Source organism: Cytophaga sp., assembly GCF_051961495.1.
Lineage (GTDB): Bacteria > Bacteroidota > Bacteroidia > Cytophagales > Cytophagaceae > Cytophaga.
Map to the genome: position 1 here is coordinate 1 of NZ_JBQCDF010000193.1, position 26,506 is coordinate 26,506.

Here is a 26,506-nt window from a genome sequence, read left to right on the forward strand (position 1 = left end):
TACGTAACGATAAAAGAAAATTGATTAAAGCAAATTGCAAGCGAGCTTATATCAATCCGCAATATTTTTAAATGTAGACAAGAATTGCTGTTTTGCCATTTTAAAAAAATGGGAGTAAGATTTATTTTAAACAATTATAACACAAGATGACTTATTTCCTTCAGTTGATAGGTATACAGATTGATAAACTTGCCAAACAGGAAAGAAGTAAGAGACTTTTGATTAATTTACTGGGTTCTTTTTTTGTTAAGGCAATTAGCATGGCCATTACGCTTACACTAATTCCCGTTTCATTAAAATATACTGAAGCAAGCACGTATGGTGTATGGTTGACATTATCTTCAGTAATTGTTTGGTTTAATTTATTTGATTTCGGATTGTCCAGCGGATTAACCAATAAGCTTACTGAATCTTTTGCTAAAAATGACATACAGTCTGCCAGGATTTATCTATCAACAACTTATTTCTTTCTGGCAGTAATGATATTACCTCTCAGTATTATCTTTTTTATAGCAAGTAATTTTATTGACTGGAATATAGTTTTTAATACAACTATCGATAAGACAGAACTTCGCACAGCTATCCATTTGATGTATGTTTCCTTTTGTTTCTCTTTTTTACTTAAACCGATCAATCATGTATTAAAATCCAAGCAGAAACATTTTGTATTAAGCAGCATACAAGTTGCCGGCAATCTGATAGCACTTATATGTATAATGCTTATGGGAAACATGTTCAGCAGTAAGTTCGTTTTCTTGTGTTGTATATTAAGTTTCACTTACCCGCTGGTTTTGATGATTGCCACACTGGTCTTGTATTTAGGCGTCTTTAAAGACATTCAGCCGAAAATGGCGTTCGCTTCAAAAAGGCATTTTAAAAATGTTTTTGGTGTAAGTGCAAAATTTTTCATTATTGAAATTTCGGTGATCGCTATACTAATGTCAAACAATATATTAATAGCGCACCTGGTAGATAATCAAAATGTAACCTATTATAACATTGCTTATAGATTATTCAGTATCATTACAATATTCCAATATATGATCATGATACCTTTGTGGCCGGCTTATACAGATGCGTATACCTTAAAAGATTACAATTGGATAAGATCTGCAGTATCAAAAAGCAATAAACTGAATTTCGCTCTTTGTGTTCCTCTGGTATTAATGTTCTTATTAAGTGACCAGATATATTTTTACTGGATTGGCGATGACATTAAAATCCCCTTTGAAGTAAATTTACTCCTGATGATTTTTGTGGGCATCGGTACATTTAAAGAGTCCTATGTCTCATTTATCAATGGCGTAGGCAGGGTCAATTTACAAGCTGTTTATAGTGCGGTAACAATTGTACTGCAAGTACCGCTGGCATATGTTTTGGCGAAGTATTTAAAGCTGGGCTTAACAGGTATTCTGCTCCTCAATATATTTTGGGTAGTAATAGGTTTTATATTATGGAGAATCCAATACGCTGTTATTATGAATTCAAATAGCAGCAAAAAAATCTGGCAATAAATCTTTATATCGTTTTATGAAACAGTTTTCATTTTTAAAAGATACTTCCGCAAAGATTTTGTTCCTGATCTTTGTGGCAAACTTCTTTTATGATGATCCAACGCTGTATCTGTATAAAAGAGTATTGTTCTCTATATTCATATATTATGCCATGTATGAAATTTTCAATGTCTACACGGTTAGTGTTTCAGGTGTCAATTCATTTAAAATGCCTGTTTTTTATCATTTCTATGTGCCTGTTTTATTCGTTTTCATATCGTCCTTGCTCATTAAAGATCTGATGAACCCGAATTTGAATTGGGTGACGCTGCTAAATAACCCGTATAGTCTTTTGTCGGTAGGGTCTATTTTTCTATTTGTTATTGGCGCAAATATGGAAGATATCATGCCGATTTACAAGGCTCTTCAGGTAGTATTATTTGTATTTGTATTGGTTTTATTATTGCCTGTATTCGGCAAGGTGAAATATTATCAAGGCTACGTTTGTGCAAATGCATTTATTCCGTTTTTCTTTATCTCCCTCTATCTTAAGCGTTATGTCGTATTCTGCTGGGGATTATTGATTGGCGGACTATATTTCAGCAATTTGTCTGATTACAGGATCATTGCCATGAGAATTCTTTTGTTCGTTGGATTATACATTGCATTCAGTATTTGTAAGAAAATGAATTTTTTAAAAGTGATTGTGATATTAGTCGCTTGTTTTTGTTTGTATCATTTTATTGCAAATCTGGGAGACATTTTATTTTTGTTCAAAGATATTATTGGTGTAAAAAGTTTTGACGACGTAGATACCAGAGGTTTCTTATGGACCGAAGTATTTGGTGATCTGCAAGGCAGCGAATTTATTTTTGGAAAAGGGTTTCTTGGAACGTATTTCAGTGAATACTTTTTAATGATCCTGATTCATTTTCAAACATACGCAGATCATTATGAAAGATTTTCCGTGGAAGTAGGCTTTCTACAGCTTTTGCTTAAAGGAGGATTCTTCTGGTACTTCTTATATATAGCTCCAATATTCTATGCATTTATAAAAGGTATTTTCTGGAATGGTAATAATAGGATGGTACTTTTCATTTCTACATTTCTTTTTACAGAACTGTTATTGATGTTTATAGAAAATAATCCGTATTTCAGTTTTCAATATTCACTTATATTCCTTTTAGCGGGTTATTCACTCAGACTGATGAAACAAGAGCAGGATGCACCATCGCTTCAAGAAACATCTCAATGATATAATTGCAGCCATAGAAATATGAAATTGATTACAACAAGTTGGGATGACGGACATATAAAGGATTTTCGCCTGGCGGATTTACTGGATAAGTATAATCTGGCAGCTACGTTTTATATACCTGCAGCGAATGATGAGCATGCGGTGATGAATGAGAAAGAAGTAATTGAATTGTCAAAAAGATTCGAGATCGGCGGACATACCATGAATCACACCCGGATGAATACTACTTCAGAAAAAATATTTAAAGCAGAAATTGAAGGATGTTATTTATGGCTGGCAGATTTATTAGGAAAGCAACCCCAGTCATTCTGTTTTCCAGGTGGAGTTATCAATCAGCCGGCGACAGCGTATGCATATAATACTGGTTTTAAAATCATACGTACAACAGAGTTGTTGAATCCCTGGTTTGATCCCAAGGCCTATGTAATACCCACTACCATGCAGGTTTACAACCATTCTTCATTTACGTATTACAGGCATCTGGCGAAACGGTTTAAAATACAATCTTTGCTTTTATATCTAAAGTCAGGCAGCTCGGGGTCATTACGGAAAACCCTTGAATATTATTTAGAATATATACAATTACATGGCGGGTGTTTCCATTTATGGGGCCATTCATGGGAAATAGAAGAATTTAATTTATGGAGTGAATTGGAAGAGTTGTTTGAAGCAATATCTAATTTGCCGGAGATTGCTTATGTAAGCAATGAAGGCTTATTACAATATAAAAGTTAATCTTTTGAAAACAGTTTTAATTTCTGCGTATACGTGTTGCCCAAACAGAGGATCTGAACCTGGAAATGGATGGAGCTGGCTGATGGGTTACATTCAGAATGGTTACACAATACACTGTGTAACATCTGATCGATATGTAGCGCAGATTGAAAAGTTTTGCAGGGAAAATAAATTCACGAATTTGACATTCCATTTTTCAGGTTACAGACTCGCCCGCAATACAAAAAAAATCCCTGTTGCAGGAGAATACCTGCATTACTATTTATGGCTGATTAAAGCACGGAAGACTGTAACGCGATTAATTTCTAAATACGAATTTGATCATGTCCACCACGTCACTTTCAGCTCTATTAAATTTGGCACGCCTGTATATAATACAAAGCTGAAACTTGTTATAGGACCATTGGGTGGAGGTAAATTACCCGATAAATCATTAAAAAAATATCTCGGGCGAAATTATTATCTGGAAGCTGTAAAATATAAGATCGCCGGATTTTTATCTCTTATTAATCCAACGGTCTCAGCTACTATCAATAGTGCGGATCGAATACTGGTTTCGAATGACATTGCCGCATCTATTGTAAGAAGGTATTCTTCTTCGAATCTGATTCGTATGTTTGATGCCGGATTACCGGAAAATTTCAATATCAATTTTATTAAAAGAAAGCCGGAAGGAACCATTCATATTTTATGGATTGGAAGCCTTATTTCCAGGAAAGGGCTTAATCTTGCCATTGAAGCTGTAGCTGCATTGCCTGCCAATATGGACTTTCATTTCTTTATTGTTGGAGACGGTCCGTTAATGCGTAAATCCCAGGAATTAATTTCAATGTATAATCTTCAATCGAAGACGACATTTACCGGCAAAGTGCCTTATGATACATTGAAGGATATCTTTACAAAGTCTCATCTTTTGTTGTTTCCAAGTTTAATTGATTCATGCCCGATGCAGGTCTTTGAATGCATGGCGTACAGTATGCCCGTTGTAACTCTGGAACATCAGGGTATGAAAGAACAGGTGCCAGCAACAGCCGGAGTGCGGGTTGCTGTTAAATGGAATGAAACAAACTATGCACAAAAACTTGCAGCAGGTATTCGAACCGTAATATCTGATCCTGAACAATATCATCAGTATTCGTTGAATGCCTACAAAATCGGGCAGCAACAATTATGGAGTAAAAGAATTGAGCATTTTGTAAAAGAAATATTATAGGCAGCATATTATGACACACTATTTAATTTGCGATTTAAATATTCAAAAAAAAGGCCATTATATTGGATACAACCAGTATATCATTAATGACATTGCTAAGCTCAAAGGCAGCACAGATCGAAAATATTCATTTTTATACAATGAAGAGGCGAAACATTTCCTGAGCTTTCCTGATATACTAAAAGAAGATGTGCATTTTCTGGACGATAATTGCTGGAGCAATATAAGCATGAAGGAGAAAATCAGTCTTTTCAAAAAAGCTGTAACGATTGCCAATGAACTTCATGCAGATCATTTAATTTTCATGGATCTGGATCAATATCAGTTTCCAATATTCAGGACTGCCTTTTCATTCAAGCTTTCAGGAGTTTTGTTCAGGCCACATCACCGGATCATGCATTCTTCTGATACATTTAAATCTAAACTTGCCAGCCGTATTCAGCGGATTAAAAAGATTATTGCTGAGAAATTTCTTATATCTAAAAAAAATGTTGAGAATGTATTTATATTGAATGATGAAGAAGGCGTAAAATTTCTGAATAAATTTCACAACACAAATCAGTTTAAGTTTTTACAGGATCCGATTTTCTCATATCCGTCTTCGCTTAAATCATATGAAGAAGATGGGGTTGTTAAGTTTTTGATTTTTGGTTCAATGAATGAGCGTAAAAATATAACCACGATTGTGAAAGCATTTGCAGCAACGAATTTTACTACAAAAGCTGAATTGCTGATTGTTGGGCATGCAGAACAATCTTATTTGACATACCTTCATGAACTTGTAAGTAACCTGCCGGGCATCCATGCAGATAAAAAAATCACGATAAAGTCTGGTTTTGTCACAGATGAAGAAATGGATAATTATTTCCATAGCGCAACTGTATGCCTGTTGATCTATAAAGACTTTTACGGATCAAGCGGATTACTGGGGCGCGCAGCCTTACATAACAAAAAGGTTATAGGCGCTAACGTAGGTTTGTTGAAAGAACTAATCGAAAAGAATAGTTTAGGAATTACCTGTGATCCTAAAAGTGAAACGGAAATTTCGAAAGCATTGATTGAGATCCTTGATAAGGATTTTCCTTCAGAAAATTTTCAACGGTTTTTTGAAACATATTCTCCTGAAACATTTTTCAAAACTCTCTTGCAGCTTCGTATATGAAAATATTGATTATACATAATAAGTATAAGATTTTAGGAGGAGAAGATATTCAAACTTTAGAGGAGGTTGAATTGCTTCGAAAGCATGGTAACGAGGTAGAGCTGTACCATGTTTCCAATGATTCCATTGATGATGATATAAACAATCTTCGTTTAGCACTGGATACGGTATGGTCTAAAAAATATTATAAAGAACTGCTTGATAAAATAAAAAAAGAAAAATTCGATATCGTTCATGTACATAATTTTTTTCCCTTACTTTCTCCGAGTATATTTTATGCCGCGAGAAGGGCGGGTGCGAAGGTTATCATGACCGCGCATAATTATCGGCTGATATGCCCTAATGCACTGATGTATATAAATAATGAAATCTGTTCGGCCTGTGTTGGAAAGACGATTCCTTATCCTGCACTTTTTAAAAAGTGTTATCGGGGAAGTTTTTCTGCAACAGCTGCAACAGTAGCAATGCTAAGTGTTCATAATACTATACAGACCTGGAAAAACAAGATTGATGGTATTATCTGTATTTCAGATTTTTTAAAGAAGCAACTATCGGATGTCGGCTTTAAAAGCGAACAGTTGCATGTTAAACACAACTTTGTTTCAAGTATTGTCGAACCACATTTTGTTTCAGGAGATTATTATATTTTTGTTGGGCGTACTTCAGATCAGAAGGGTCTTCCATTACTGCTGAAGACTTTTGCGAACAGTGACAAACCACTTGTGATTGTTGGCGACGGGCCTCTGAATAATCTGGTTGAAGAGTATGCCGGGCGGAATGGCAATATACATTATGTAGGAAAGTTGTCTCTTGAAGAAACGTATAAAAAGATCGCTGGTGCAAAGGCATTGATTTTGCCATCGCAATCACACGAGCCCTTTGGCAGGACAATAGCAGAGGCATTTGCGCATGGTACTCCAGTAATAGGTTCTGACCTGGGTGGTATCAGTGAATTGATTCAGGAAGGTATTAATGGATTTCTGTTTGATCCTTACAAGGATTCCGATTTGTTAAATGCCATATCCAGATTTGAAAATACTACTGAACCGAATGCAATGAGAAAAAATGCATTTGATTCATATCAGAAAAAATTCACATCTGATTATAATTATGACCGGATCATGGAAATATATAATCATGTATTGTCTGCTGATGAGTCTTAGTCCTGTTATGAATGCACTATTTTAATATAACCCCGGAATGTCTGTGAAAGTTTTGATGATACATAATAGATATAAGATCACTGGCGGGGAAGATGTGTCTACCAACGTTGAGGCAGAAATGTTAAAAGCCGGTGGAATAGATATAGACACATGGATCATTACAAATGATAGTATTGAAGATGAGAATAAAATCGATCTGGCAATTAATACAATCTGGTCCAGGAAGTATCATCAACTACTACTTGATAAGATAAAAGAAAATAAATATGACATTATTCATGTACAGAATTTTTTTCCATTGTTTTCGCCAAGCATATTTTATGCAGCAAAGAAGACAGGGACAAAAATTATTATGACGATCCGTAATTACAGATTGATTTGTCCGAATGGCTTGATGTATATAAATGGAGAGATATGCAGGGATTGTGTTGGCAAGACAATTCCGTATCCTGCCATAATGAAAAAATGTTATCGGGGTAGTGTTGGTGCTACCACTGCGATAGTTGGCATGTTGGGCATTCATAACATTTTAAACACCTGGGGTAATAAAGTAGATGGCTATATATGCATCAGTGAATTTGTTAAACAACAACTAATTAAAAGTGGTTTTGATTCGGACAAGCTGTATGTAAAATATAATTTTGTTGCGAGTTCTGTGCCCCCTGAATTTACTCCTGAAGACTATTATATTTTTGTTGGCAGAACATCTGATCAAAAAGGGCTTCCTTTATTATTAAAGACGTTTGAAGAAAATAAGAAAAAGCTGATGATTGTGGGCGACGGTCCTTTAAACGAAATGGCTGATTCGTTTGCCCGGAGAAATGCCAACATCACATTTGCCGGAGAGTTGCCATTGGAAGAAACCTATAAAAGGATAGCTAAAGCGAAAGCATTGATTGCGCCTTCACAATCAGATGAACCCTTTGGAAGAACAATCGCTGAGGCTTTTGCACACGGCACACCTGTAATTGGTTCTGCATTGGGCGGTATCAGCGAATTGATTCAGAATGATGTCAATGGCTTTTTGTTTGATCCTTATCAAGCAACAGGTCTGCAGAGTGCCATCACGAAATTTGAAAACTTCGGAAATGCAGAATTGATGCGTCGGGGTGCGTTCAATTCATATCAGGAAAAATTTACCTCCAATATGAATTACGATTCTGTTATGGAAATTTATAATAAAGTGTTAACTTCTTAATAAAGAAACACTCCAACTTATAAATCCCCGGTTTAAACTTTATATAATTATGAAAAAGGCATTTGTATGAAAGTTTTGATGATACATAACAGATACAAGATTATGGGAGGGGAAGATGTTTCCACCAATGCAGAGGCTGCTTTGTTGAAAGATAGCGGGCTGGATCTGGAAACATTGATCATTACAAATGACAGCATAGAAGATGAAAATAAGATTGGTCTTGCAATAAATACTGTATGGTCAAAAAAGTATCATCAATTATTACTGGAAAAAATAAAGGAGAATCAATATGACATTATTCATGTGCAGAATTTCTTTCCATTATTTTCTCCCAGTATATTTTATGCAGCAAAAAAAGCAGGAACAAAAATAATTATGACGGTAAGAAATTACCGCTTAATATGTCCGAATGGATTGATGTACGTTCATGGCGCAGTCTGCGAACAATGCGTTGGGAAAACGATTCCATATCCGGCGCTGATGAAAAAATGTTACAGAGAAAGCTTGGGTGCAACAAGTGTAACCGTAGGCATGCTTGCGGTACATAACATGCTGAATACATGGGATGCTAAGGTTGACGGTTATATTTGCATTAGTGAATTTGTAAAAAACCAATTAAAAAAAGGCGGCTTCAAGGCAGACAAGCTTCATGTCAAATATAACTTTGTTGTTACGGATTTGCCCCCGGTGTATGAGCCTGAAGATTGCTTTGTTTATTTAGGACGCATATCTACGGAAAAGGGGATTGACATTTTACTGGATGCTTTTCAAAAAAATAAAAAGAAATTACTGATTATTGGTGATGGTCCATTAAAGCAAGAAGTAGTTCAAGCCAGTAAGATGTATTCAAATATTGAATATCTGGGGAAACTACCATTAAAGGATTCTTATAAAATAATATCCAAAGCGAAAGCATTGATTTTTCCCTCTAAATGGCACGAGCCATTTGGGCGTACCATTGTGGAAGCCTTCGCGCATGGAACCCCTGTCGTAGGCGCTAAAATGGGCGGAGTTACAGAACTCATAAAGGATGGATATAATGGGTTCTTGTTTGACCCATCCAACACAGCCGGCCTTAACCAGGCAATTGATGCTTTAGATTCTGTTGAAGATAAAGTGAAATTAAGACAGAATGCATTTGAGAGCTATAAGAATTCATTCACTCCTGAAAAGAATTTGAAAAGCATTCTTGAAATATATAATGCGTTTCTACAGAAATAACCGGCTGGCACTGCAGCTTCATAAATAAGAGTGCCGGGAATGAACATGGCATGCTGAAAAGTAAATAAATTATTTAACAAAAGTTTTTTGTGGGAATCAAAACCTTAATTAATAAATATAAGACAGTATTATCTTCGAAAGGGGTTATTGACTTAATAAGTCATAAGCTATCCAAACAGTTTTTGTCGTTAGCAGCAATTCAATCTATAAATTTATTATTTCCGCTGTTTGTTATTCCCTATGTAAGCCGCGTATTAGGCCCTGAAAATTTGGGACTGGTAAACTTCGCTACATCTTTCCTGACGTATTTTACCTTAATCATTAATTATGGATTTGATTACGCTGCAACCCGTGAAATATCAGTAGTTAGGGAAGACAAGGAAAAAGTAAGTGTAATTTTCAATGAGGTCATAAACAGTAAAATTTTATTGTTCACAGTGTCCAGCCTTTTGTACTTTGTTATTATTCTATCGTCTGAAAAATATTCAAGTCATATATTTCTATATTATGTTTCATACACATCTGTTATCAGTGCGATTTTTTATTCGCCCTGGCTGTTTCAGGGGATGCAGAAACTTACTGTTTTTACCATCACAAACTTGATATTCAGGGTTGCATCTATGGGTTTTATTTTCCTGTTCATTCAAGAAGCTTCGGATTATAATTTATACCAGTTAATTAATGGCTTGACGATATTTTTGACTGCCATAGCTACGCTCATTTACGCCCATATGAAGTTTACAATCAATTTCAAGTGGTTGCCGGTTAAGGAAAGTATCAGTAAAATAAAATCGAACTTTCTATTATTTATATCAATAGTAATTGTTAACTTCAATACAACCTCAACCATTGTGCTGCTGGGATATCTGACCAGCTATGAAACGGTTGGTTATTATACAGCGTCTATGAAGGTGTATTCGGTGATCGCAAGCCTGTCGTTATTTCCCATTTCGCAGGTTTTGTATCCGCACCTTGCAACTAAATTTAAAGAATCAACGGAAATCGGTTTACATACAGTTAAGAAGTTAATTCCTAAAATACTACTTGCTGTAGCGGTTGTTTCCGGGTGTTTGATTGCTGCATCCAGGCTGATCATTGATATTTTATACGGAGATAAATTTGCGAGCTCTGTTGCAATCCTGCAAACGCTGGCACCCCTATTAATTATATCAACCCTGGTAAATATATTGTGCTATCAGGTTATGCTGAATCTTAAAATGGATAAGCATTTCCTGAAGATCAATTCAATCGGGTTTGTTATGAATATAGTCATAAGTATGAGCCTGGTGCCTGTTTTTAATGCATATGGAACATGTGCGTCATTGTATATGATTGAATTGACAATTGTTGTAGTGTCGTTGATCATTCTTAGAAAGAATAATTATAAAGTTTATTGATAGCAGTATGAAAAACGTAAAAATATCAGTTGTTATTAATACGTTCAACGAAGAGGCACATATTAAAAAGTGTGTTGAAAGTGTATTGACGTTTGCAGATGAGATCGTTGTGTGTGATATGTATAGCGACGATAATACCGTTAACATTGCAAGCAGTCTGGGGGCAAAAGTTATTTATCACGAAAGGGTAGGCTTCGTAGAACCTGCAAGGTATTATGCTATTTCGAATGCCACCGGAGATTGGATTCTAGTACTGGATGCCGACGAATATATTACAGAAGAGTTAAGCGTGAAATTAAAAGAACTTGTTGCGAATTCAGATGCAGACCTGATCGCGATTGGAAAGCTATACTTCTATTTTGCCAATTACATAAAGCGCGGAGGTTTTTACCTGGAAAGCAGTCCTTTGTTTTTTAAAAAGGATTTGTACATGAATAATTTTACTGAAGAGAATATGAAAATCTTCAAAGGATTTATTCATTTGAAACCTGCGTCGAAAAAAATGATTTCCATCGGGGATAAATATTTTATCTGGCATGATGCTTATCCATCCATAGAGAAGTTTGTTGCAAAGACAAATGCAAAGTATGCCTTCATAGAGGCAAAGCAAATGTTCGCGGATGGAGATACATTCAGTGTCTACAAATTGCTGTGGGATCCTACGAAAACGTTTCTGAAAAAATATCTATATCAACGTGCCATGCTGGATGGCGTAAACGGCCTTATACTTTGCGTGCTGTATGCAAATTACCGATTTAATGTATGGGCCAATTTATGGCAGATCGAGCAGGATAATAAGAATATAAAAAAGTGATTGTATGTGTTAACCCATAACCAAACATAACACGATTATGAAACGATATTCATTGTTGTCTGGATTGTTTCTTTTGCATCTGATAGCTGTTGCACTTGATGCAAAGTCTGTAGGTGCCAAAGGCGACGGTATACAAGAAGATGCCCCTTATCTGAACCTTGCTATTGCCAGGGCATTACTTATAGGCGAAGATTTATTTATTCCTGCCGGCACATATAAATGCGAACAGTTTGGTTCGCCTTACAATAAAATCTTGCTGATGGACCAGCCTGGTGTGAAGACGATTCGTATATATGGAGAAGCTGGCACTAAAATAACAACATCCCAGCCCAAAGGCTGTTTGCTATACATCTTTAATAACAATCTGAATGTTTCGATCGAAAATATTTTTTTTGAGAATACGCATGCGATAACATTGGAGCAAACAAATGCGTTGCAATTGTTGGGCACAAATGAAAATTTGATTATCAATTTTACTGTAAGGAACTGCAGGTTTGAAGGTTTTAGTACAGCCATATCTGCGCAGGGCGTAAAGGGCTTGTTTATTTACAATAATGTATTTGCCAGCCCGCGCGGGCATGATGATGCGCAGGATAGTTCTGCGCCGGCAGTATACATATGGCTGGCAGACAATGCAAACGGGCAATGTTATCATGTTAAAATCGTAAACAACGTAGCGGACGGCTATACCGGTAGCAATGTAGCATTAACTCACACAAAACGTGCGATGGACGGATTCGTGATTGCAATTGCATATGGCCTTGAAATTATATCGAATGAAACCAGGAATTTCAGTGAAGAACACTTGATCGTGCAACCACCCAAAACTTTTCCGGATTCAAAAGACACAACCTTTATTGAAGGCAATAAATTTTTCCAGGCAATTCCATTAGGCTCGATGAAAAATGGAACAGTATTAAACGCAAACTACGGCATACGGGCTGAATGTAATTATTTGAAAATAAATAATAATATATTCAACGATTTCAGTTTGGGTATATTGATGCTTCCTTTTGAAATAAAAGGTTGGAATCAGCATTCGGTAATGATTTCTGCAAATAAATTTTATTCTGCGAAAACAGCTTTTTATCATGTACGGGAAGCGATTAAAATACAGGGCAATGGTACCAACCCGGCAGCAGACATTACTATTTCAGGCAATTCTATACAAATCAATAGCATTGTTGTCAAATCAAACAGGTCGGCGATTTCGCTGTATGACTGCAAAAATGTATTGCTTGAAAACAACCGGATTACACTTCAGGGGCTGACGTTAAACGGATTCACTTATACGCCATTTCTAAAATTAAGGTGCCTGAATGTTGTTAGTAAGAATAATAATTTCTGAGCAGAGCATTTATGTTAATTATATCATATTAAATGAAAGTACTATTATCGGCTTACGCATGCAGGCCAAATCATGGCTCCGAGCCTGCAGTAGGGTGGAACTGGGCAATGGAAATTGCAAAACTTGGGCATGAAGTTACAGTGCTTACCCGCAAGGATAATCGTGAATTTATAGAAACAGAGTCGGCTTCAATTCCTCCAAATCTAACATTCATTTATTACGATCTTCCTGCAGTTATTTTAAAAGCTAAAAAAATCACCGGTATATATTTTTATTATACTTTATGGCAGGCCGGCGCTTATCTGATGATTAAAAAGTGTATTAAAGAACCGTTTGATATTGTACAGCACATCACGTATGTATCTTACCGGTTCCCGATCTTTTTATATAAACTGAAAGGCAAGTTTGTTTTCGGCCCTATTGCCGGTGGCGAGGAATCTTCACCGAATCTTACCGTTACGCTACCCTTTATGCCGCGGCTGCTGGAACGCATGCGGACATGTATTAATACAATCAACTCGTTGAATATTTTCATCAACCGGGCTTATTCAGCATCATACAGAATTTTTGCTGCAACCAGTGATACTTTCGATAAGATTCCGGGAAAATATAAAAGCAAAACTTCAATCACGCCAGCCATCGGCATTAGTAAAGCCGAAAATGCTTCTGTTGAAAAGCATACTTCGTTTACTGTTTTATACGCAGGACAATTGCTATACTGGAAGGGGATTCATATAGCTCTGGAGAGCTTTGCAAAGGCAGTGAAGGTAAACCCTGGCATGCGATTTAAAATCGTGGGTAGTGGTAAATATAAAGCACAGCTTGTAAAACTGACGACAGACCTGAATATATCAGGCAAGGTTGAGTTTATAAGCAAGCTGCCGCAAAAAGATTTATATGAAGAGTATAGGAAAGCGCATGTTTTTTTATTTCCCAGTCTGCACGATAGTGGAGGTTTTGTAGTGATTGAAGCAATGGCCCATGCATTACCTGTTATATGTCTGGATAAAGGCGGCCCGCCGGTTTTTGTCGGCAAAGAAACGCAGAATGTAATACCTGTTGAAAATAAATCCATTGATCAGATTACGACGACTATTTCAGAGCTATTGATTGAATATTCAAACAATCCGGATTTGCTCAAAAGCGAATCTGAAAAAGCATTGAGTAAATCTGAAAATTATGAATGGAGCAAAATCGTACGTAAGGTATATGATGCGATCTGATCGATTATTTTTTTGAATATATCAGGCCGAACGCCTTTGACAGCGCCCAGGCTGCCAGGGTCAACAGGATGGAGAACAGGATGAGATTGAGCGGGAAGATTTGTCTCTTAACAAAATCCATGTTGTAGAAGAAACTTTGGAGCAAGTAAATTTCTAATGTAATAGAAGAAATAAAAATAACCGTTAAGCTTAAATACTTCCAGTTGGTCAGCGCCTGGTGTATCGCCTGTGATCTTGTTATTTTTAAAAAATAAATGACCCAAGGTATTGTTATTAATTGCAACAAAAACTGTAAAGGCATAAGCACATTATATTTGGTAGTTGCGAATTTAAAACCAAAGAAGAATACCGTTAGTAAAAGGAAAATAAGAATGTCCATTTTTCCTGCGTATGCATACTTTTCGTAATTGTTTGCTACGTATACACCCAGCACCATTACTTCAAGATAAAAAATCCATTTGAACAGCGACTTTGATTCTACTGTCCAGGAGTGGATGTCCATAACTGAAAAGTATGTAACAAAGTAAACCAGCATAATGAAGACGGAAGTATATAAGAAAACTTTTTCTGAATAATTTGTAATAATGAAATAAGTAGGAATATAGAACAAGGTGATTGCCGGAATAAACCAATAGCCGGTAGGATAGATAAACTGCGCGAAAATGTCAGTAAAGTTTAATTGAATAGTATAGTAGCCAATTAACAGAAAGATAATTGTTGCAAACCATGTGATCAGGTAGGTGCGTGATGCCCGCTTATAAAACCAGGTTCCGAAGGGAACGTTTTTTTTGTTCAAACTCAATGTAAGTCCGATGGAAGAGACCAGGAAAAAAATTGTATTGCCCAGACTGCCACCGGTGCCCATATTGTGAATAGGATAGAGATGATTGATGTGCGAATTAGTAATTAGAATAATGGCAAAAAATTTAAGTATATCTAATTCAGGTTTTGAGCCGGATGCTGCTGTAGTACTCATATCAGAAAATATTAAACGAATAACAGTAAAGATAATCTAAAAAAGCATCCGGTTGCATGGAATGCTTTATTTGATTTAAATAATTAATCTGAATTTAATTATTTAAGCAAAAACTATAATTAACAAAAGAAGAAGTTCAGTCTATTTATTCCCCGGGTTATCTTTCTCTGCCTGAAAGGTCGCCCAAAGGGATTTGCCTTTTGATATTCCGATTACAGATGTAAGTTCTTCGAGGCTGGCCTCCTTTACTTTTTTGAAAGTTTTAAAATGTGCCACAAGTTTTTTACGGGTTGCAGGTCCAACGCCTTTCAGTTCTTCAAACTGAGATTTAAGCATAGTATCCTTGCTTCTTTTTTGCCGGTGGAATGTAATTGCGAAGTTGTGCGTATCGTCACGGATCTGCTGGATCAATTTTAATGATTCGGATTTTTTATCTAAATACAACGGATCGTTATCTCCCGGGAAAAATAATTCTTCCAGATTTTTAGCAATACTTATGATTGGGATTTGTCCGTACACGCCTAAATCTTTTAATGCCTGGCAGGCGAAAGATAGCTGGCCTTTGCCGCCGTCAATAATAATCAGGGTAGGGAATGGTGTGCCTTCTTCCTGCATGCGCTTATAACGTCTGTAAACAATTTCATACATGGAAGCGAAATCATTCGGTCCTGTTACGGTTTTAATATTGAAATGTCTGTAATCTTTTTTTGACGGGCGGCCGTTTTTATAACAAACCATTGCAGCTACAGGATTAGTGCCTTGGATGTTGGAGTTATCAAAGCATTCTATATGAGCAGGCAGTTCTTTTAATGAAAGATCTTCCTGGAGTTTTTTAAGAATTCTTAATTCAGGCTTCTCTTTTTTATTTTCATCATAACGTGTCAAGGTATGCCACGCATTTTTCAGAGACAGGTCAATCAAATGTTTTTTATCACCGCGTTGCGGCACGCTTACTTTACAGTATGATTGTAAGGTTGGCAATTCAATATTGCAAATGATTTCTTTGCTTTCATCCCAGCCTTGTTCGTGGATAGTAAAAAGAGCATGCAGCAATAATTCTTCTTCAGTTTCGTCTAAGACTGTTTTAAGTTCAATGGTGCGCGTGCGAATCACAGAGCCGTGAAGTATGCTCATATAATTTACTGCAGCTCTGTTATCGCGCCTTACAATTGTATATACATCCAGGTTATTGATATCCGGATTAACAATTAAACTTTTCTTCTCAAGGCCCAGTACAGATTCGTACCGCTCTTTCAGGAACTGCGCTTTTTCAAACTGTAATTCTGTTGCAGCCTGAAGCATCTTCTCCTGGTAATATTTTTTTACGGCAGAGAAATTTCCTCTAAGTATGTTTCTGATCTGGGCAATGCTGGCGTCGTATTCTTCAGCACTTTGCTTCCCTTCACAAGGTCCTTTGCAATTACCAATATGGTATTCCAGGCAAACCTTGAATTTGCCGGCCTGAATATTCTTAGGTGTTAAGTTGAGATCGCATGTACGCACGAAAAATGTTTTGCGTAATGACTCAACCAGAGAGTGCATGGCCCGGCCGCTGGTATAGGGGCCGAAGAATTCGCCCTTTCCTTTTTCTATTTTGCGGGTAGTTGTCAGTGTTGGGAAATCCGCGGCAGACAAACAAATAAACGGGTATGTTTTGTCATCCCGTAAGAGAACGTTGTATTTGGGTTTGTTCTCTTTGATCAGATTGTTTTCCAGCAGCAGTGCTTCGTATTCGGAATTTACCAGTGTATATTCTGCGCGCTCGATTTTGCGCACCATACTGCGGGTTTTTGTATCCAGATTTTTTTTGTTGGTAAAATAATTGGCTACGCGTTTACGCAGACTTTTTGCTTTTCCAACATAGATCAATTCATTTTCGGCTGAATAAAACCTGTAGACACCCGGTGACCCGGGGAGTACATTCAACAGAGCGCGTATCGAGTCGTGGTCTAACATAATTAGAAATCATATTCAGACGGATCTTTTGTTGTATTAGGATCTGTTGGAAGACCGGGGGTATTATTTTGTTCTTCCTCTTTAAGTTTTTTGCAGTTTATTTCAACACTTAAAGGCGTCTTAGGCATAGGGAAGCGTTCTTTGATAATACCTGTTTTAGGGTCGGAATATAAATGGTTCATGAAGATTGCCCATATGGGCATGGCCATACGTGCGCCTTGCCCATCGTTCATACTTCTGAAGTGGATACAACGGTCATCGCCACCAACCCAAACGCCGGTTGTTAATTGTGTGGTAATGCCAATGAACCAACCATCCGAATAGTTTTGAGTAGTTCCTGTTTTACCGCCTATCTCAGCCCCGTTCCATAATAACCCGTATTTGTTCAGTCCAAGTGCTGTACCACCCTTCTCTTCCGTGGCGCCTTTCAGCATGTGTACCATTAAATAAGCGGTTTCCTCACTGAGTGCTTCACGTGTTTTGGGAACAAAATCCTGCAGCACATTTCCGTTTTTATCTTCAATGCGTGTGATAAAAATAGGCTCTGTCCATACACCGTGATTTACAAACGTGCTGTATGCACCTACCATGTCGTACAGATAAACGTCAAACACACCCAGACACAAGGCTGGTACGGGTTGCAGATCTGTTGTAATTCCCATGCGTTTGGCATAATCAACTACGGTTGCCGGACCTACTTTTTTTACCAGGTTCGCAGTAATGCTGTTGATGGAGTTTGCCATTGCCTTGCGGATGGAAAACATCTGACCACTATATACGCCATCGCTGTTTTGTGGAGTCCATGTTTCGTTTTCATCTTCAGTCTGGAAAGTCACCGGGAGGTCAGGGAGTTCATAACAGGGGCTATAACCCAGGTCTACAGCAGCTGTATACACGAAAGGCTTGAAGGTTGAACCGGGCTGCCTGGATCCCTGTTTAACGTGGTCGTATTTGAAATGCTTGTGATCGATACCGCCAACCCATGCTTTGATGTGGCCCGAGTGCGGATCCATGGAGAGCATGCCGGCGTGCAGGAAGTGTTTGTAATAACGAATAGAATCCATCGGACTCAGCATGGTGTCAATTTCACCTTTCCAGCTGAATACCCGCATCGGGATTTTTTTATTCATAGCTTTCCACATTTTTACTGTATCGCCTTCATATACTTTATCAAGCACTTTCCAGCGGTCAGTGTTCTTTGCAGCTTTTTCAATGAAGTAGGGCAGTTCTTTAAATTCTTCGTCGCGCCATGGCGTTTTGCCATTCCAATAAGCAAAAAACTTTCCCTGCAATGTTTTCATATGCTCCGCTACGGCTGCTTCGGCGTAAGCCTGAATACGGGAGTCAATGGTAGTATATATTTTTATGCCATCTTCGTACAAGTCTATCCCCCGGTCGCTGCACCATTTCAATAAATAGCGGGTAATGTAACTTCTGAAATATGTTGCAGAACCTTTGTTGTGGTTTTCTACTTCATACTTTAAGCCTATAGGTTCTTTTGATAGTGTGGCAAATTGTGCACTGCTGATAAAATTATATTTCGCAAGCTGTTCCAGAACCGTATTTCTCCTGATAAGGGCACTTTCCGGATTATATACCGGGCTGTAGGTGCTGGGTGCTTTCAACAAACCCACAAGCATTGCAGATTGATTTATTGTAAGGCTATCCTGTGAAGTTGAGAAGAATGTACGTGAAGCGGTAACGATGCCAAATGCATTGCTGCCAAAATCCACAGTGTTTAAATACAGGGTAATGATTTCTTTTTTTGTATAAGCACGTTCAAGCTGAACGGCCAGAATCCATTCTTTGGTTTTATTGATGGCAAGTTTCAGTTTGTTGTTTTTCTTGCTCCAGCTGCCTTCGTATTTAGCACCGCGGGTACGGAATAAATTTTTTGCTAGCTGTTGTGAAATTGTACTGGAACCCCTTTTGTCTCCTTTAATCAAATACCAGAGAATAGCAAAGCTACCCTGCAGATCAATTCCTGAATGTTTATCAAAACGTACATCTTCAGTTGCCAGTAATGCATTAATCAGGTTTGGGGAGAGGTCTTCATAGGCCACATTTGTTCTGTTCTCCCGGTAATATTTACCGAACATAATACCATCGGCTGTATAGAGTTCAGATGAAATGTTTGATTTAGGATTCTGCAATGCTTCCAGCTCAGGCATGGAGCCAAACCAGTTTTGCGTATTGTGTGTAACCATGTAAAACCATGCCCATACAAAGCAAACTCCCAATATAAAACTGATCCAAAAAAACGCGATCAGGAAGCGTGTAATTTTCTTCATCATTGATTGTCTCTATAAATAATTGCCGGAATCCGTTTTACGGTTTTGCCGGTGTGGGTTCTGTTTTTGCAGGATCGTCCGGAGGTGCGGTTTCTTTAACTGCAGCATCTTTTTCATTTTGAATGGTCTGTTTCTTAATTGCCGCTGAAAGATCTTTGACTACAGGTACCAAAGGGCTTTCAGGAAATAAATCAGGAAAGGTTTCTATGTCTGCAAGCACTTTTTCTGAAGGGCCTTTCGTTTTCAACTGGCAAATGATTTTTACATAAGTCAATTTGTCGACCACATCACTTTCAGGATATTTTGCAAGCAATAGAGTCGCTGCAGAATCTGCTTCTTCAAACTGATTATTTTTAAAGAAGTTGTATACATCTTTATATTCAACATCAGCATATTTATTGGCGATCTTCGTATCTCTGTAGTAGTTCGGGTTACGGATCAGTTTGGCATATAATGAATTCGGATGTTTCTCTAACAAACGGTTTTTATACTGCTCTTGTTTCGGATCATTAAGCTCTTTGCAGATTAAGTATAAGTTATATAAAATCTCAGGTTCATACAACGTTTCAGGATAACGGGCGAGCAGCTGTTCATAAGTTCTTATGGCCCTTCGGGGCTCTTCCAGCTTGTGATTATAGATTGATGCAACCTGGAACATGGCATCTTCGATCTTCTTGTTGGCCGCTACCTTTTGCGAGTCGGTAACAGGAATATCAACGTAATATTTAGAACGGTCAATCTTGAGCGGTTCAATATCGTTTTTCCCCTTGCGTGCATCAGGATCAGGATCTGTTTTTGCCTGTGTCGAATCTTTGCTTCCAGGATTATCAAAATCTACAACAGCTTCTTTTTTCGAACGTCGCCAGTTATCTTCAAGCGGTCTGCGCCCCCATTTAAGATTGAATTCGTTGATTCCGTTTTGTATGGCCGCCGCATTAGAGAAATACCAGCTTGCGGCTGTAGGATCACTATTGATCAATTTAGGATCGGGTGTTAGCGGCGCATTTTCTTCATCAAATTTTTTCTTTTTCAACGCCAGCTGCTTGGCCATGTAGTCAGCTTGTTCCTTTGCAATCAATGAGTCTATTAAATTATTCAACGTGACAGAATCCATTTTTGCAACAGTCAATAAGCTATCCTGGCGTTTAATAATGGAAAGTTGTTTTACAAATTCATCCAGTATTTTTTCACGTTTTGAGATGAGAGGATAACGTTTGTCTTTTTTATTAAAGGTTGTTGCAGTGCTGTCGTAATAAGCAGCTGCATTTTCATAATCTTCAAGGTCTTCGTAATAAATTTCAGCAAGTTTTAAATACGTGAATCCTTTTTGATAACCACCTGCTTTGCTTGCTTTGGAAGATGCTTTTAAATGTTCGATGGCTTTGGGTAAATTCTTCTGTTTATATTCGAATAAAGCCATTTCATAATAGATCTTATCTTTGTACTCCTCATTTTTAGGGTCTTTCAGAAGTTTAGTATAATACTTATTGATCTTTTTGGTGGCTCCTTCTTTTTCAATATTGGTAACCTGGTACAGGTTCAGTTTAGAGATAAAAAGCATCTCATAAGGCGGGTTGGATTTTACCACCTTGTGGTAATTTTTATATGCAGCAGTATCATTGCCTGCGCGCTGATAAAGCTGTCCTAAAATAAAATACATCCTGGAGCGGATATCACGCTTCTTTTGCAGATGAGCGACTTCTTCCAGCAGTGGAATCATTTCATCGTAACGTTCATATATTCTCAGGTATTCGGCCTTGGTGACGTTGTAGATCGTTTTATTTTTCAATGTCAGATCTTGTTTGTCCAAATGGTCCGAAACCGTTTTTGCGTTTTCGAATTGATTGGCGGCCATGTATGCGCGCATTAAATAAATCAGCGCTTCATTTTTATCATTTACATTTTTTCCATGCGCATTCACATATTTGTATGTTTCAATGCCCATTTTAAATTCACCTTTATACATTCTGCAGCGCCCGATAAGAACATAGCTGTCATCAACATAATCACTGTTTTTATGGCGACGTACAGGAATGGAAGCTTTTTTTATGATATCGTCGAGTTGAGCAGCAAGACCTTTTGTTTTAAGCGTATCAAAAGGTGGGATAGGATGCAGGACGCCGTTATAATTATCTTCTTTCAGGTCGTATACCTTAGTTTCCACGGTTTTCATACGTTCGCGGGCCAGAAAATACGGGTTGTCCCGGGCCAGTAAATTATGATAGGTGCGGGCTACAAAAGAATTGCTTTCCTGCGAACACGAAACAGATACCAGCCCAAGTGCAATGAGCAGTAAATAAAAAGGTATTGAGAAAGCTGAAAATAAGTTTTTGGGTGTATTCATTTAATCAAAGATAATAAATCATTGAAGTTTTAGTAGATACATTAGAACGATTTCGATAAAAATAGATTGTATTCAAAAAAGGCTTTTCAGCGGGGAAAGAATGTATTAACTTTGTGTTATGGGAAAGGAAAATAACGGGAATGGAAAGGCTTCTCCGGGCAGCTTTTTTAAATTTTCTGCTATTGGTTTTCAAATGATAGCTACAATATTGGTATTTGGCGCAATCGGTTGGTGGCTGGACAGGCATTTTGAAGTCAAGGGCAGATACAATACGATTTTTTTTATGCTTTTCGGTGTTATTGGCAGCATTACTAAATTCATAATAGATATACTTAATGAGCAAAAAAGAGGCGAATAATTCAATTTTAACAAACTTTTTGTTTGGTTATATATCTTTATTATTCCTGACATCAGGCATTGCAATCTTGCTTACGTACGTAAAACCAGAATTTCTAAGTAATCACTTTTGGACGATCCAGGGTTTTTTTGGTGTTATTTCAATCCTGTCTCACGTTATTGCAAATTTAGGCTTAAAAAGCAGGGAAGAATTCCATACGTATTACTTAGGATCAATGGCTGTGAGGTTCATTTTCTCTTTGTTTTTCATTTTACTAAGTATGGTATATCTGTCAGGAAATAAGATAACTTACGTAGCGAATTTTTTTATTCTCTACATTCTATATGCTTCATTTGAAATTTATCACTTATTGCGTAACTTGCGCGCCGATTCAAAGAGAAATGGCTACTAAAATTAACAAATTACTACTTATTTTATTGATGTCTGTGGCGTCAATAGCGGGTTTTGCGTCAGATCACGATCAGATTGTTGAGGAAGAAACCGGCGAAGAAGAAACAGTATTTAACCCGGGAGAAATGATTATGCACCACATTGCAGATTCTCACGAGTGGCATTTATTCAATACTGAAACGTTTCATGCTACAGTTCCATTGCCAATCATTGTTTACTCTGCGCAAAAAGGTGGTTTATCCATATTCTCGTCATCAAGATTTGCACATAATGCACACTACAATGGTTATGGCATACACCATGAACACATCTATGCAGTTGATGCAGCAGGTAATGAAGACAAGTCCGTTGCAGTGTATGATTTCTCTATTACTAAAAATGTTGCTTCGTTAATTTTAAGTGCGCTAATATTGATTACCGTATTTTCACTTGTAGCAAAAGGTTATGTGAAAAACAAAGGCAAAGCTCCATCAGGCGTTCAGTCGTTTTTTGAACCAATCGTAACCTATGTTCGTGATGAAATTGCAGTTAAAATGATTGGCCCGAAATACGAACGTTTCATGCCTTTCCTTTTAACAGTATTCTTCTTTATATGGTTTAACAACCTGTTGGGCTTATTGCCTGGCGGCGCGAACCTTACAGGAAATATCGCAGTAACTTTAATGCTTGCAATTATTGTATTTGTAATCACATTAATCAATAGTAACGGATATTACTGGAAACACATTTTATGGACTCCGGGTGTACCACTACCATTGAGAGTAATCATTATGCCAATTGAAATCATTGGTATGATTACGAAGCCGTTTTCTTTAATGATACGTTTGTTTGCAAACATCACAGCGGGTCACATCATTATCTTAAGCTTTATCGGGTTGATCTTCTTGTTCAAGAATATCTATATAGCTCCGTTAAGTGTAGGTTTCGGTTTGTTTATGACATTCCTTGAATTGTTTGTGGCACTTATCCAGGCATTCGTGTTTACATTATTAGCTGCTATGTACTTCGGTTCTGCCGTTGAAGAGCATGCACATGATGAGCATGACCACGGACATTAATTATCTCTTGTTTTCATTCAATAATAAATAAATACAACTATGTTAAATTCAATTTTATTAGATGGTCTTGCATTAGCAGGTGCTGGTATCGGCGCAGGTGTTGCAGCATTAGCGGCAGGTTTAGGTATCGGTCGTATCGGTAGCAGCGCAGTAGAATCTATTGCACGTCAACCATCTGAGAGTGGAAAAATCCAGACTGCGATGTTGATTGCTGCAGCCCTTATCGAAGGTGTTGCTTTATTCGGTGTGGTAGTTTGTCTATTGATCGCTCTGGCGTAATTGCAAAAAAACATATTCCGTTGACATTAGGTCTCGGAATATGTTTTATTCATTGAAAACACATCCCTAATAATATATATGGCTTTATTAAGTATCATTACCCCTGAATTAGGTTTATTCTTCTGGCAAACAGTAATCTTCCTGGTTACTTTGTTTTTATTGTCAAAGTTTGCCTGGGGCCCAATCATGAGCGCTTTAAGAGAGCGTGAAGATTCAATTACAGATGCATTATCAGCTGCAGACAAGGCACGTGCAGATATTGAAAAATTACAGGCTACAAACGAAGCTTTGTTGGCTGAAGCGAGAAAAGAGCGTGATAAAATCCTGGCAGATGCACACAAAGCTGCAACAACCATGATGGAAGATGCTAAAAACAAAGCAACAACTGAAGGCACCCGTTTGATGGAAGCAGCAAGAGTTTCCATTCAATCTGAAAAAAATGCTGCTTTGAATGAAGTTAAAAATTATGCAGCAACACTAGCTGTTGAAATCGCTGAAAAAATTCTTCGTAAAGAGTTGAACAATGCTGAAGAGCAGAAGAAACTGGTAAACGAATATATTAAAGAAGTTAATCTGAACTAATCATTCATCATGAAAGAAACGAGAGTAGCATACCGATATGCAAAATCGCTGATTGATCTTGCAGCGGAGAATGGCGTTTTGGATCAGGTGAATGCTGACATGGCAGGCGTTGTAACTGTTTTTAAACAGAACAGCCAATTGGCTGCTGTGATGAAAAATCCGATTATCCAGGGCGATAAGAAACAGGCAATACTGGAAGCATTATTCAATGGTAAAGTAAATACATTTACAATGTCATTGCTTTCACTATTAACAAAGAAATACAGAGAAGCTGTTGTTTTTGAAATAGCAACAGAATTCCAAAAACTATATCGCGAGAAAATGGGAATCAAGGTTGTTGAAGTAACAACTACCCAGCCGATCTCAGATGATCAGCGTGCGAACTTCAAAAGAATCATGGCATCCAAAGCAGCGAAAGTTGAATTGGTTGAGAAGATAGATGAAAAGATATTAGGAGGTTTTGTATTGAGAATGGATGATCAGCAAATCGATGAATCCGTTGTAGCAAAGCTGAATAAGATTAAAAATAAGTTTACAGAACAAGTTATAAATTACTAAGTATTATCATATATGCTAGACGTTAGACCTGATGAGGTATCTGCAGTATTAAGACAGCAGTTATCAAACTCCTTAACCGAAGCTCAGTTAGAAGAAGTAGGTACAGTTCTTCAAGTGGGTGATGGTGTTGCTCGTATTTACGGCCTTACGAAGGCTCAAGCCGGCGAATTATTAGAATTCGAAGGTGGCTTAAAAGGAATGGTATTGAACCTTGAAGAAGACAATGTTGGTGCCGTTTTATTAGGTGAGTACAGTGCAATCAAAGAAGGTTCTACAGTTAAAAGAACAAAACAGATCGCTTTCGTTAACGTAGGCGAAGGAATGTTAGGTCGTGTAGTTGATACACTTGGTAATCCAATCGATGGTAAAGGCCCGATCACTGGTGAATTATATAAAATGCCAATGGAGCGTAAAGCACCAGGTGTTATCTATCGTCAGCCGGTAACTGAACCATTACAGACTGGTATCAAAGCGATTGATGCAATGATTCCAATCGGTCGCGGACAGCGTGAATTGATCATTGGTGACCGTCAGACTGGTAAAACTACTGTAGCCTTAGATGCGATCATCAATCAAAAAGAATTTTACGATAAAGGTGAACCGGTATTCTGTATTTATGTAGCATGCGGACAAAAAGCATCTACAATTGCAGGTATTGTTGGTACACTTGAAAAACACGGTGCAATGGCATACACAGTTGTTGTAGCTGCTACAGCTTCTGACCCGGCTCCGATGCAATACTTCGCTCCATTCACTGGTGCGGCGATCGGTGAATACTTTCGTGATACTGGCCGTCCGGCATTGGTTGTTTATGATGATTTATCTAAACAGGCAGTTGCTTACCGTGAGGTTTCTCTTTTACTAAGAAGACCACCGGGACGTGAAGCTTACCCAGGTGATGTATTCTACCTGCACAGCCGTTTATTAGAAAGAGCCGCGAAAATCAACAAGTCTGATGCAATTGCAGCAGCAATGAATGATCTTCCTGAATCTTTGAAAAACGTTGTAAAAGGTGGTGGTTCATTAACAGCCTTGCCAATTATTGAAACACAAGCAGGCGACGTTTCTGCATATATTCCTACAAACGTGATCTCTATCACAGATGGTCAGATCTTCCTTGAGATTAACTTGTTTAACTCAGGTGTTCGCCCCGCGATTAACGTTGGTATCTCGGTATCACGTGTAGGTGGTAACGCGCAAATCAAATCAATGAAAAAAGTTGCCGGTACGTTGAAGCTGGACCAGGCACAATTCAGAGAGTTGGAAGCGTTTGCTAAATTCGGTTCTGACCTGGATGCTTCTACTAAACTTACGATTGAGCGTGGCAGAAGAAACCTTGAAATATTGAAACAACCTGCATTCTCTCCTGTATCTGTTGAAGAGCAGGTAGCAACAATCTATGTTTCTACAAACGGTTACATGGATAGCGTAGCGGTAAATAAAGTTCGTGATTTCGAAAAAGAATATTTAACCGTATTGAGAACTTCAT

General features: G+C 37.6%; 22 protein-coding genes. 18 read left to right on the top strand and 4 right to left on the bottom strand.

Features of this window, described 5'->3' with window-relative positions; genetic code table 11:
• Positions 1-146: 146 nt before the first annotated feature.
• The 12 genes from ACTHJT_RS10405 to ACTHJT_RS10460 all read left to right on the top strand — a co-directional run bounded on the left by ACTHJT_RS10405 (position 147) and on the right by ACTHJT_RS10460 (position 14,225).
• A complete protein-coding gene (locus tag ACTHJT_RS10405; protein ID WP_440237959.1) occupies positions 147-1,514 on the top strand; it encodes a lipopolysaccharide biosynthesis protein in 1,368 nt (455 codons plus the stop codon).
• A gap of 16 nt (positions 1,515-1,530) precedes the next feature.
• Positions 1,531-2,748 carry a hypothetical protein gene (locus ACTHJT_RS10410; protein WP_440237960.1) on the top strand — a complete coding sequence of 406 codons (1,218 nt, stop codon included), beginning with the start codon at positions 1,531-1,533 and terminating at the stop codon, positions 2,746-2,748.
• Between the two features lie 21 nt (positions 2,749-2,769).
• Positions 2,770-3,486, top strand: coding sequence for a polysaccharide deacetylase family protein (locus ACTHJT_RS10415; RefSeq protein WP_440237961.1), 717 nt, complete (start codon positions 2,770-2,772; stop codon positions 3,484-3,486).
• Positions 3,487-3,490: 4 nt separating this feature from the next.
• Entirely contained in the window at positions 3,491-4,699 is a 1,209-nt protein-coding gene (locus tag ACTHJT_RS10420; protein WP_440237962.1) for a glycosyltransferase family 4 protein, read from the top strand.
• Positions 4,700-4,709: 10 nt separating this feature from the next.
• On the top strand, positions 4,710-5,861 hold the full coding sequence (locus ACTHJT_RS10425) for a glycosyltransferase (protein WP_440237963.1): 1,152 nt from the start codon (positions 4,710-4,712) through the stop codon (positions 5,859-5,861).
• Positions 5,858-7,024, top strand: coding sequence for a glycosyltransferase family 4 protein (locus ACTHJT_RS10430; protein ID WP_440237964.1), 1,167 nt, complete (start codon positions 5,858-5,860; stop codon positions 7,022-7,024). Before ACTHJT_RS10425 ends, ACTHJT_RS10430 begins: the two co-directional genes overlap by 4 nt.
• A gap of 37 nt (positions 7,025-7,061) precedes the next feature.
• Positions 7,062-8,222 (top strand): glycosyltransferase family 4 protein, encoded by a 1,161-nt coding sequence (locus ACTHJT_RS10435; RefSeq protein WP_440237965.1) that lies wholly within the window; start codon positions 7,062-7,064, stop codon positions 8,220-8,222.
• 66 nt (positions 8,223-8,288) lie between these two features.
• Positions 8,289-9,443: a glycosyltransferase family 4 protein gene (locus ACTHJT_RS10440; protein WP_440237966.1), complete on the top strand. Its 1,155-nt coding sequence runs from the start codon at positions 8,289-8,291 to the stop codon at positions 9,441-9,443.
• Positions 9,444-9,625: 182 nt separating this feature from the next.
• On the top strand, positions 9,626-10,840 hold the full coding sequence (locus ACTHJT_RS10445) for an oligosaccharide flippase family protein (RefSeq protein ID WP_440237967.1): 1,215 nt from the start codon (positions 9,626-9,628) through the stop codon (positions 10,838-10,840).
• A gap of 7 nt (positions 10,841-10,847) precedes the next feature.
• Positions 10,848-11,654: a glycosyltransferase family 2 protein gene (locus ACTHJT_RS10450; RefSeq protein ID WP_440237968.1), complete on the top strand. Its 807-nt coding sequence runs from the start codon at positions 10,848-10,850 to the stop codon at positions 11,652-11,654.
• Between the two features lie 37 nt (positions 11,655-11,691).
• Entirely contained in the window at positions 11,692-13,002 is a 1,311-nt protein-coding gene (locus tag ACTHJT_RS10455; RefSeq protein ID WP_440237969.1) for a hypothetical protein, read from the top strand.
• Positions 13,003-13,034: 32 nt separating this feature from the next.
• The gene (locus tag ACTHJT_RS10460; RefSeq protein WP_440237970.1) at positions 13,035-14,225 is read left to right on the top strand and encodes a glycosyltransferase family 4 protein; all 1,191 of its coding nucleotides are present in this window, start codon (positions 13,035-13,037) and stop codon (positions 14,223-14,225) included.
• A gap of 4 nt (positions 14,226-14,229) precedes the next feature.
• On the opposite strand, the gene ACTHJT_RS10465 is transcribed toward ACTHJT_RS10460, so the two are convergent.
• The 4 genes from ACTHJT_RS10465 to ACTHJT_RS10480 all read right to left on the bottom strand — a co-directional run bounded on the left by ACTHJT_RS10465 (position 14,230) and on the right by ACTHJT_RS10480 (position 21,792).
• The gene (locus ACTHJT_RS10465; RefSeq protein WP_440237971.1) at positions 14,230-15,201 is read right to left on the bottom strand and encodes an acyltransferase family protein; all 972 of its coding nucleotides are present in this window, start codon (positions 15,199-15,201) and stop codon (positions 14,230-14,232) included.
• A gap of 141 nt (positions 15,202-15,342) precedes the next feature.
• Positions 15,343-17,157, bottom strand: a complete 1,815-nt coding sequence (gene uvrC / locus ACTHJT_RS10470) for an excinuclease ABC subunit UvrC (RefSeq protein ID WP_440237972.1) — start codon at positions 17,155-17,157, stop codon at positions 15,343-15,345.
• Positions 17,158-17,159: 2 nt separating this feature from the next.
• Entirely contained in the window at positions 17,160-19,451 is a 2,292-nt protein-coding gene (locus ACTHJT_RS10475) for a penicillin-binding protein 1A (protein WP_440237973.1), read from the bottom strand.
• A 34-nt stretch (positions 19,452-19,485) separates the two neighbouring features.
• A complete protein-coding gene (locus tag ACTHJT_RS10480) occupies positions 19,486-21,792 on the bottom strand; it encodes a tetratricopeptide repeat protein (protein WP_440237974.1) in 2,307 nt (768 codons plus the stop codon).
• A 118-nt stretch (positions 21,793-21,910) separates the two neighbouring features.
• Here ACTHJT_RS10480 and ACTHJT_RS10485 point away from each other — a divergent pair, with 118 nt between their 5' ends.
• The 6 genes from ACTHJT_RS10485 to atpA all read left to right on the top strand — a co-directional run.
• Positions 21,911-22,150, top strand: a complete 240-nt coding sequence (locus tag ACTHJT_RS10485; RefSeq protein WP_440237975.1) for an AtpZ/AtpI family protein — start codon at positions 21,911-21,913, stop codon at positions 22,148-22,150.
• Between the two features lie 380 nt (positions 22,151-22,530).
• On the top strand, positions 22,531-23,598 hold the full coding sequence (gene atpB / locus ACTHJT_RS10490) for a F0F1 ATP synthase subunit A (RefSeq protein ID WP_440237976.1): 1,068 nt from the start codon (positions 22,531-22,533) through the stop codon (positions 23,596-23,598).
• 39 nt (positions 23,599-23,637) lie between these two features.
• Positions 23,638-23,877 carry an ATP synthase F0 subunit C gene (atpE, locus tag ACTHJT_RS10495; RefSeq protein ID WP_011583588.1) on the top strand — a complete coding sequence of 80 codons (240 nt, stop codon included), beginning with the start codon at positions 23,638-23,640 and terminating at the stop codon, positions 23,875-23,877.
• A 78-nt stretch (positions 23,878-23,955) separates the two neighbouring features.
• On the top strand, positions 23,956-24,459 hold the full coding sequence (locus tag ACTHJT_RS10500) for a F0F1 ATP synthase subunit B (RefSeq protein WP_440237977.1): 504 nt from the start codon (positions 23,956-23,958) through the stop codon (positions 24,457-24,459).
• Positions 24,460-24,468: 9 nt separating this feature from the next.
• On the top strand, positions 24,469-25,017 hold the full coding sequence (gene atpH / locus ACTHJT_RS10505) for an ATP synthase F1 subunit delta (protein ID WP_440237978.1): 549 nt from the start codon (positions 24,469-24,471) through the stop codon (positions 25,015-25,017).
• Between the two features lie 12 nt (positions 25,018-25,029).
• Positions 25,030-26,506 (top strand): F0F1 ATP synthase subunit alpha (gene atpA / locus ACTHJT_RS10510; protein WP_440237979.1); only part of this gene is annotated, 1,477 nt, incomplete at its 3' end.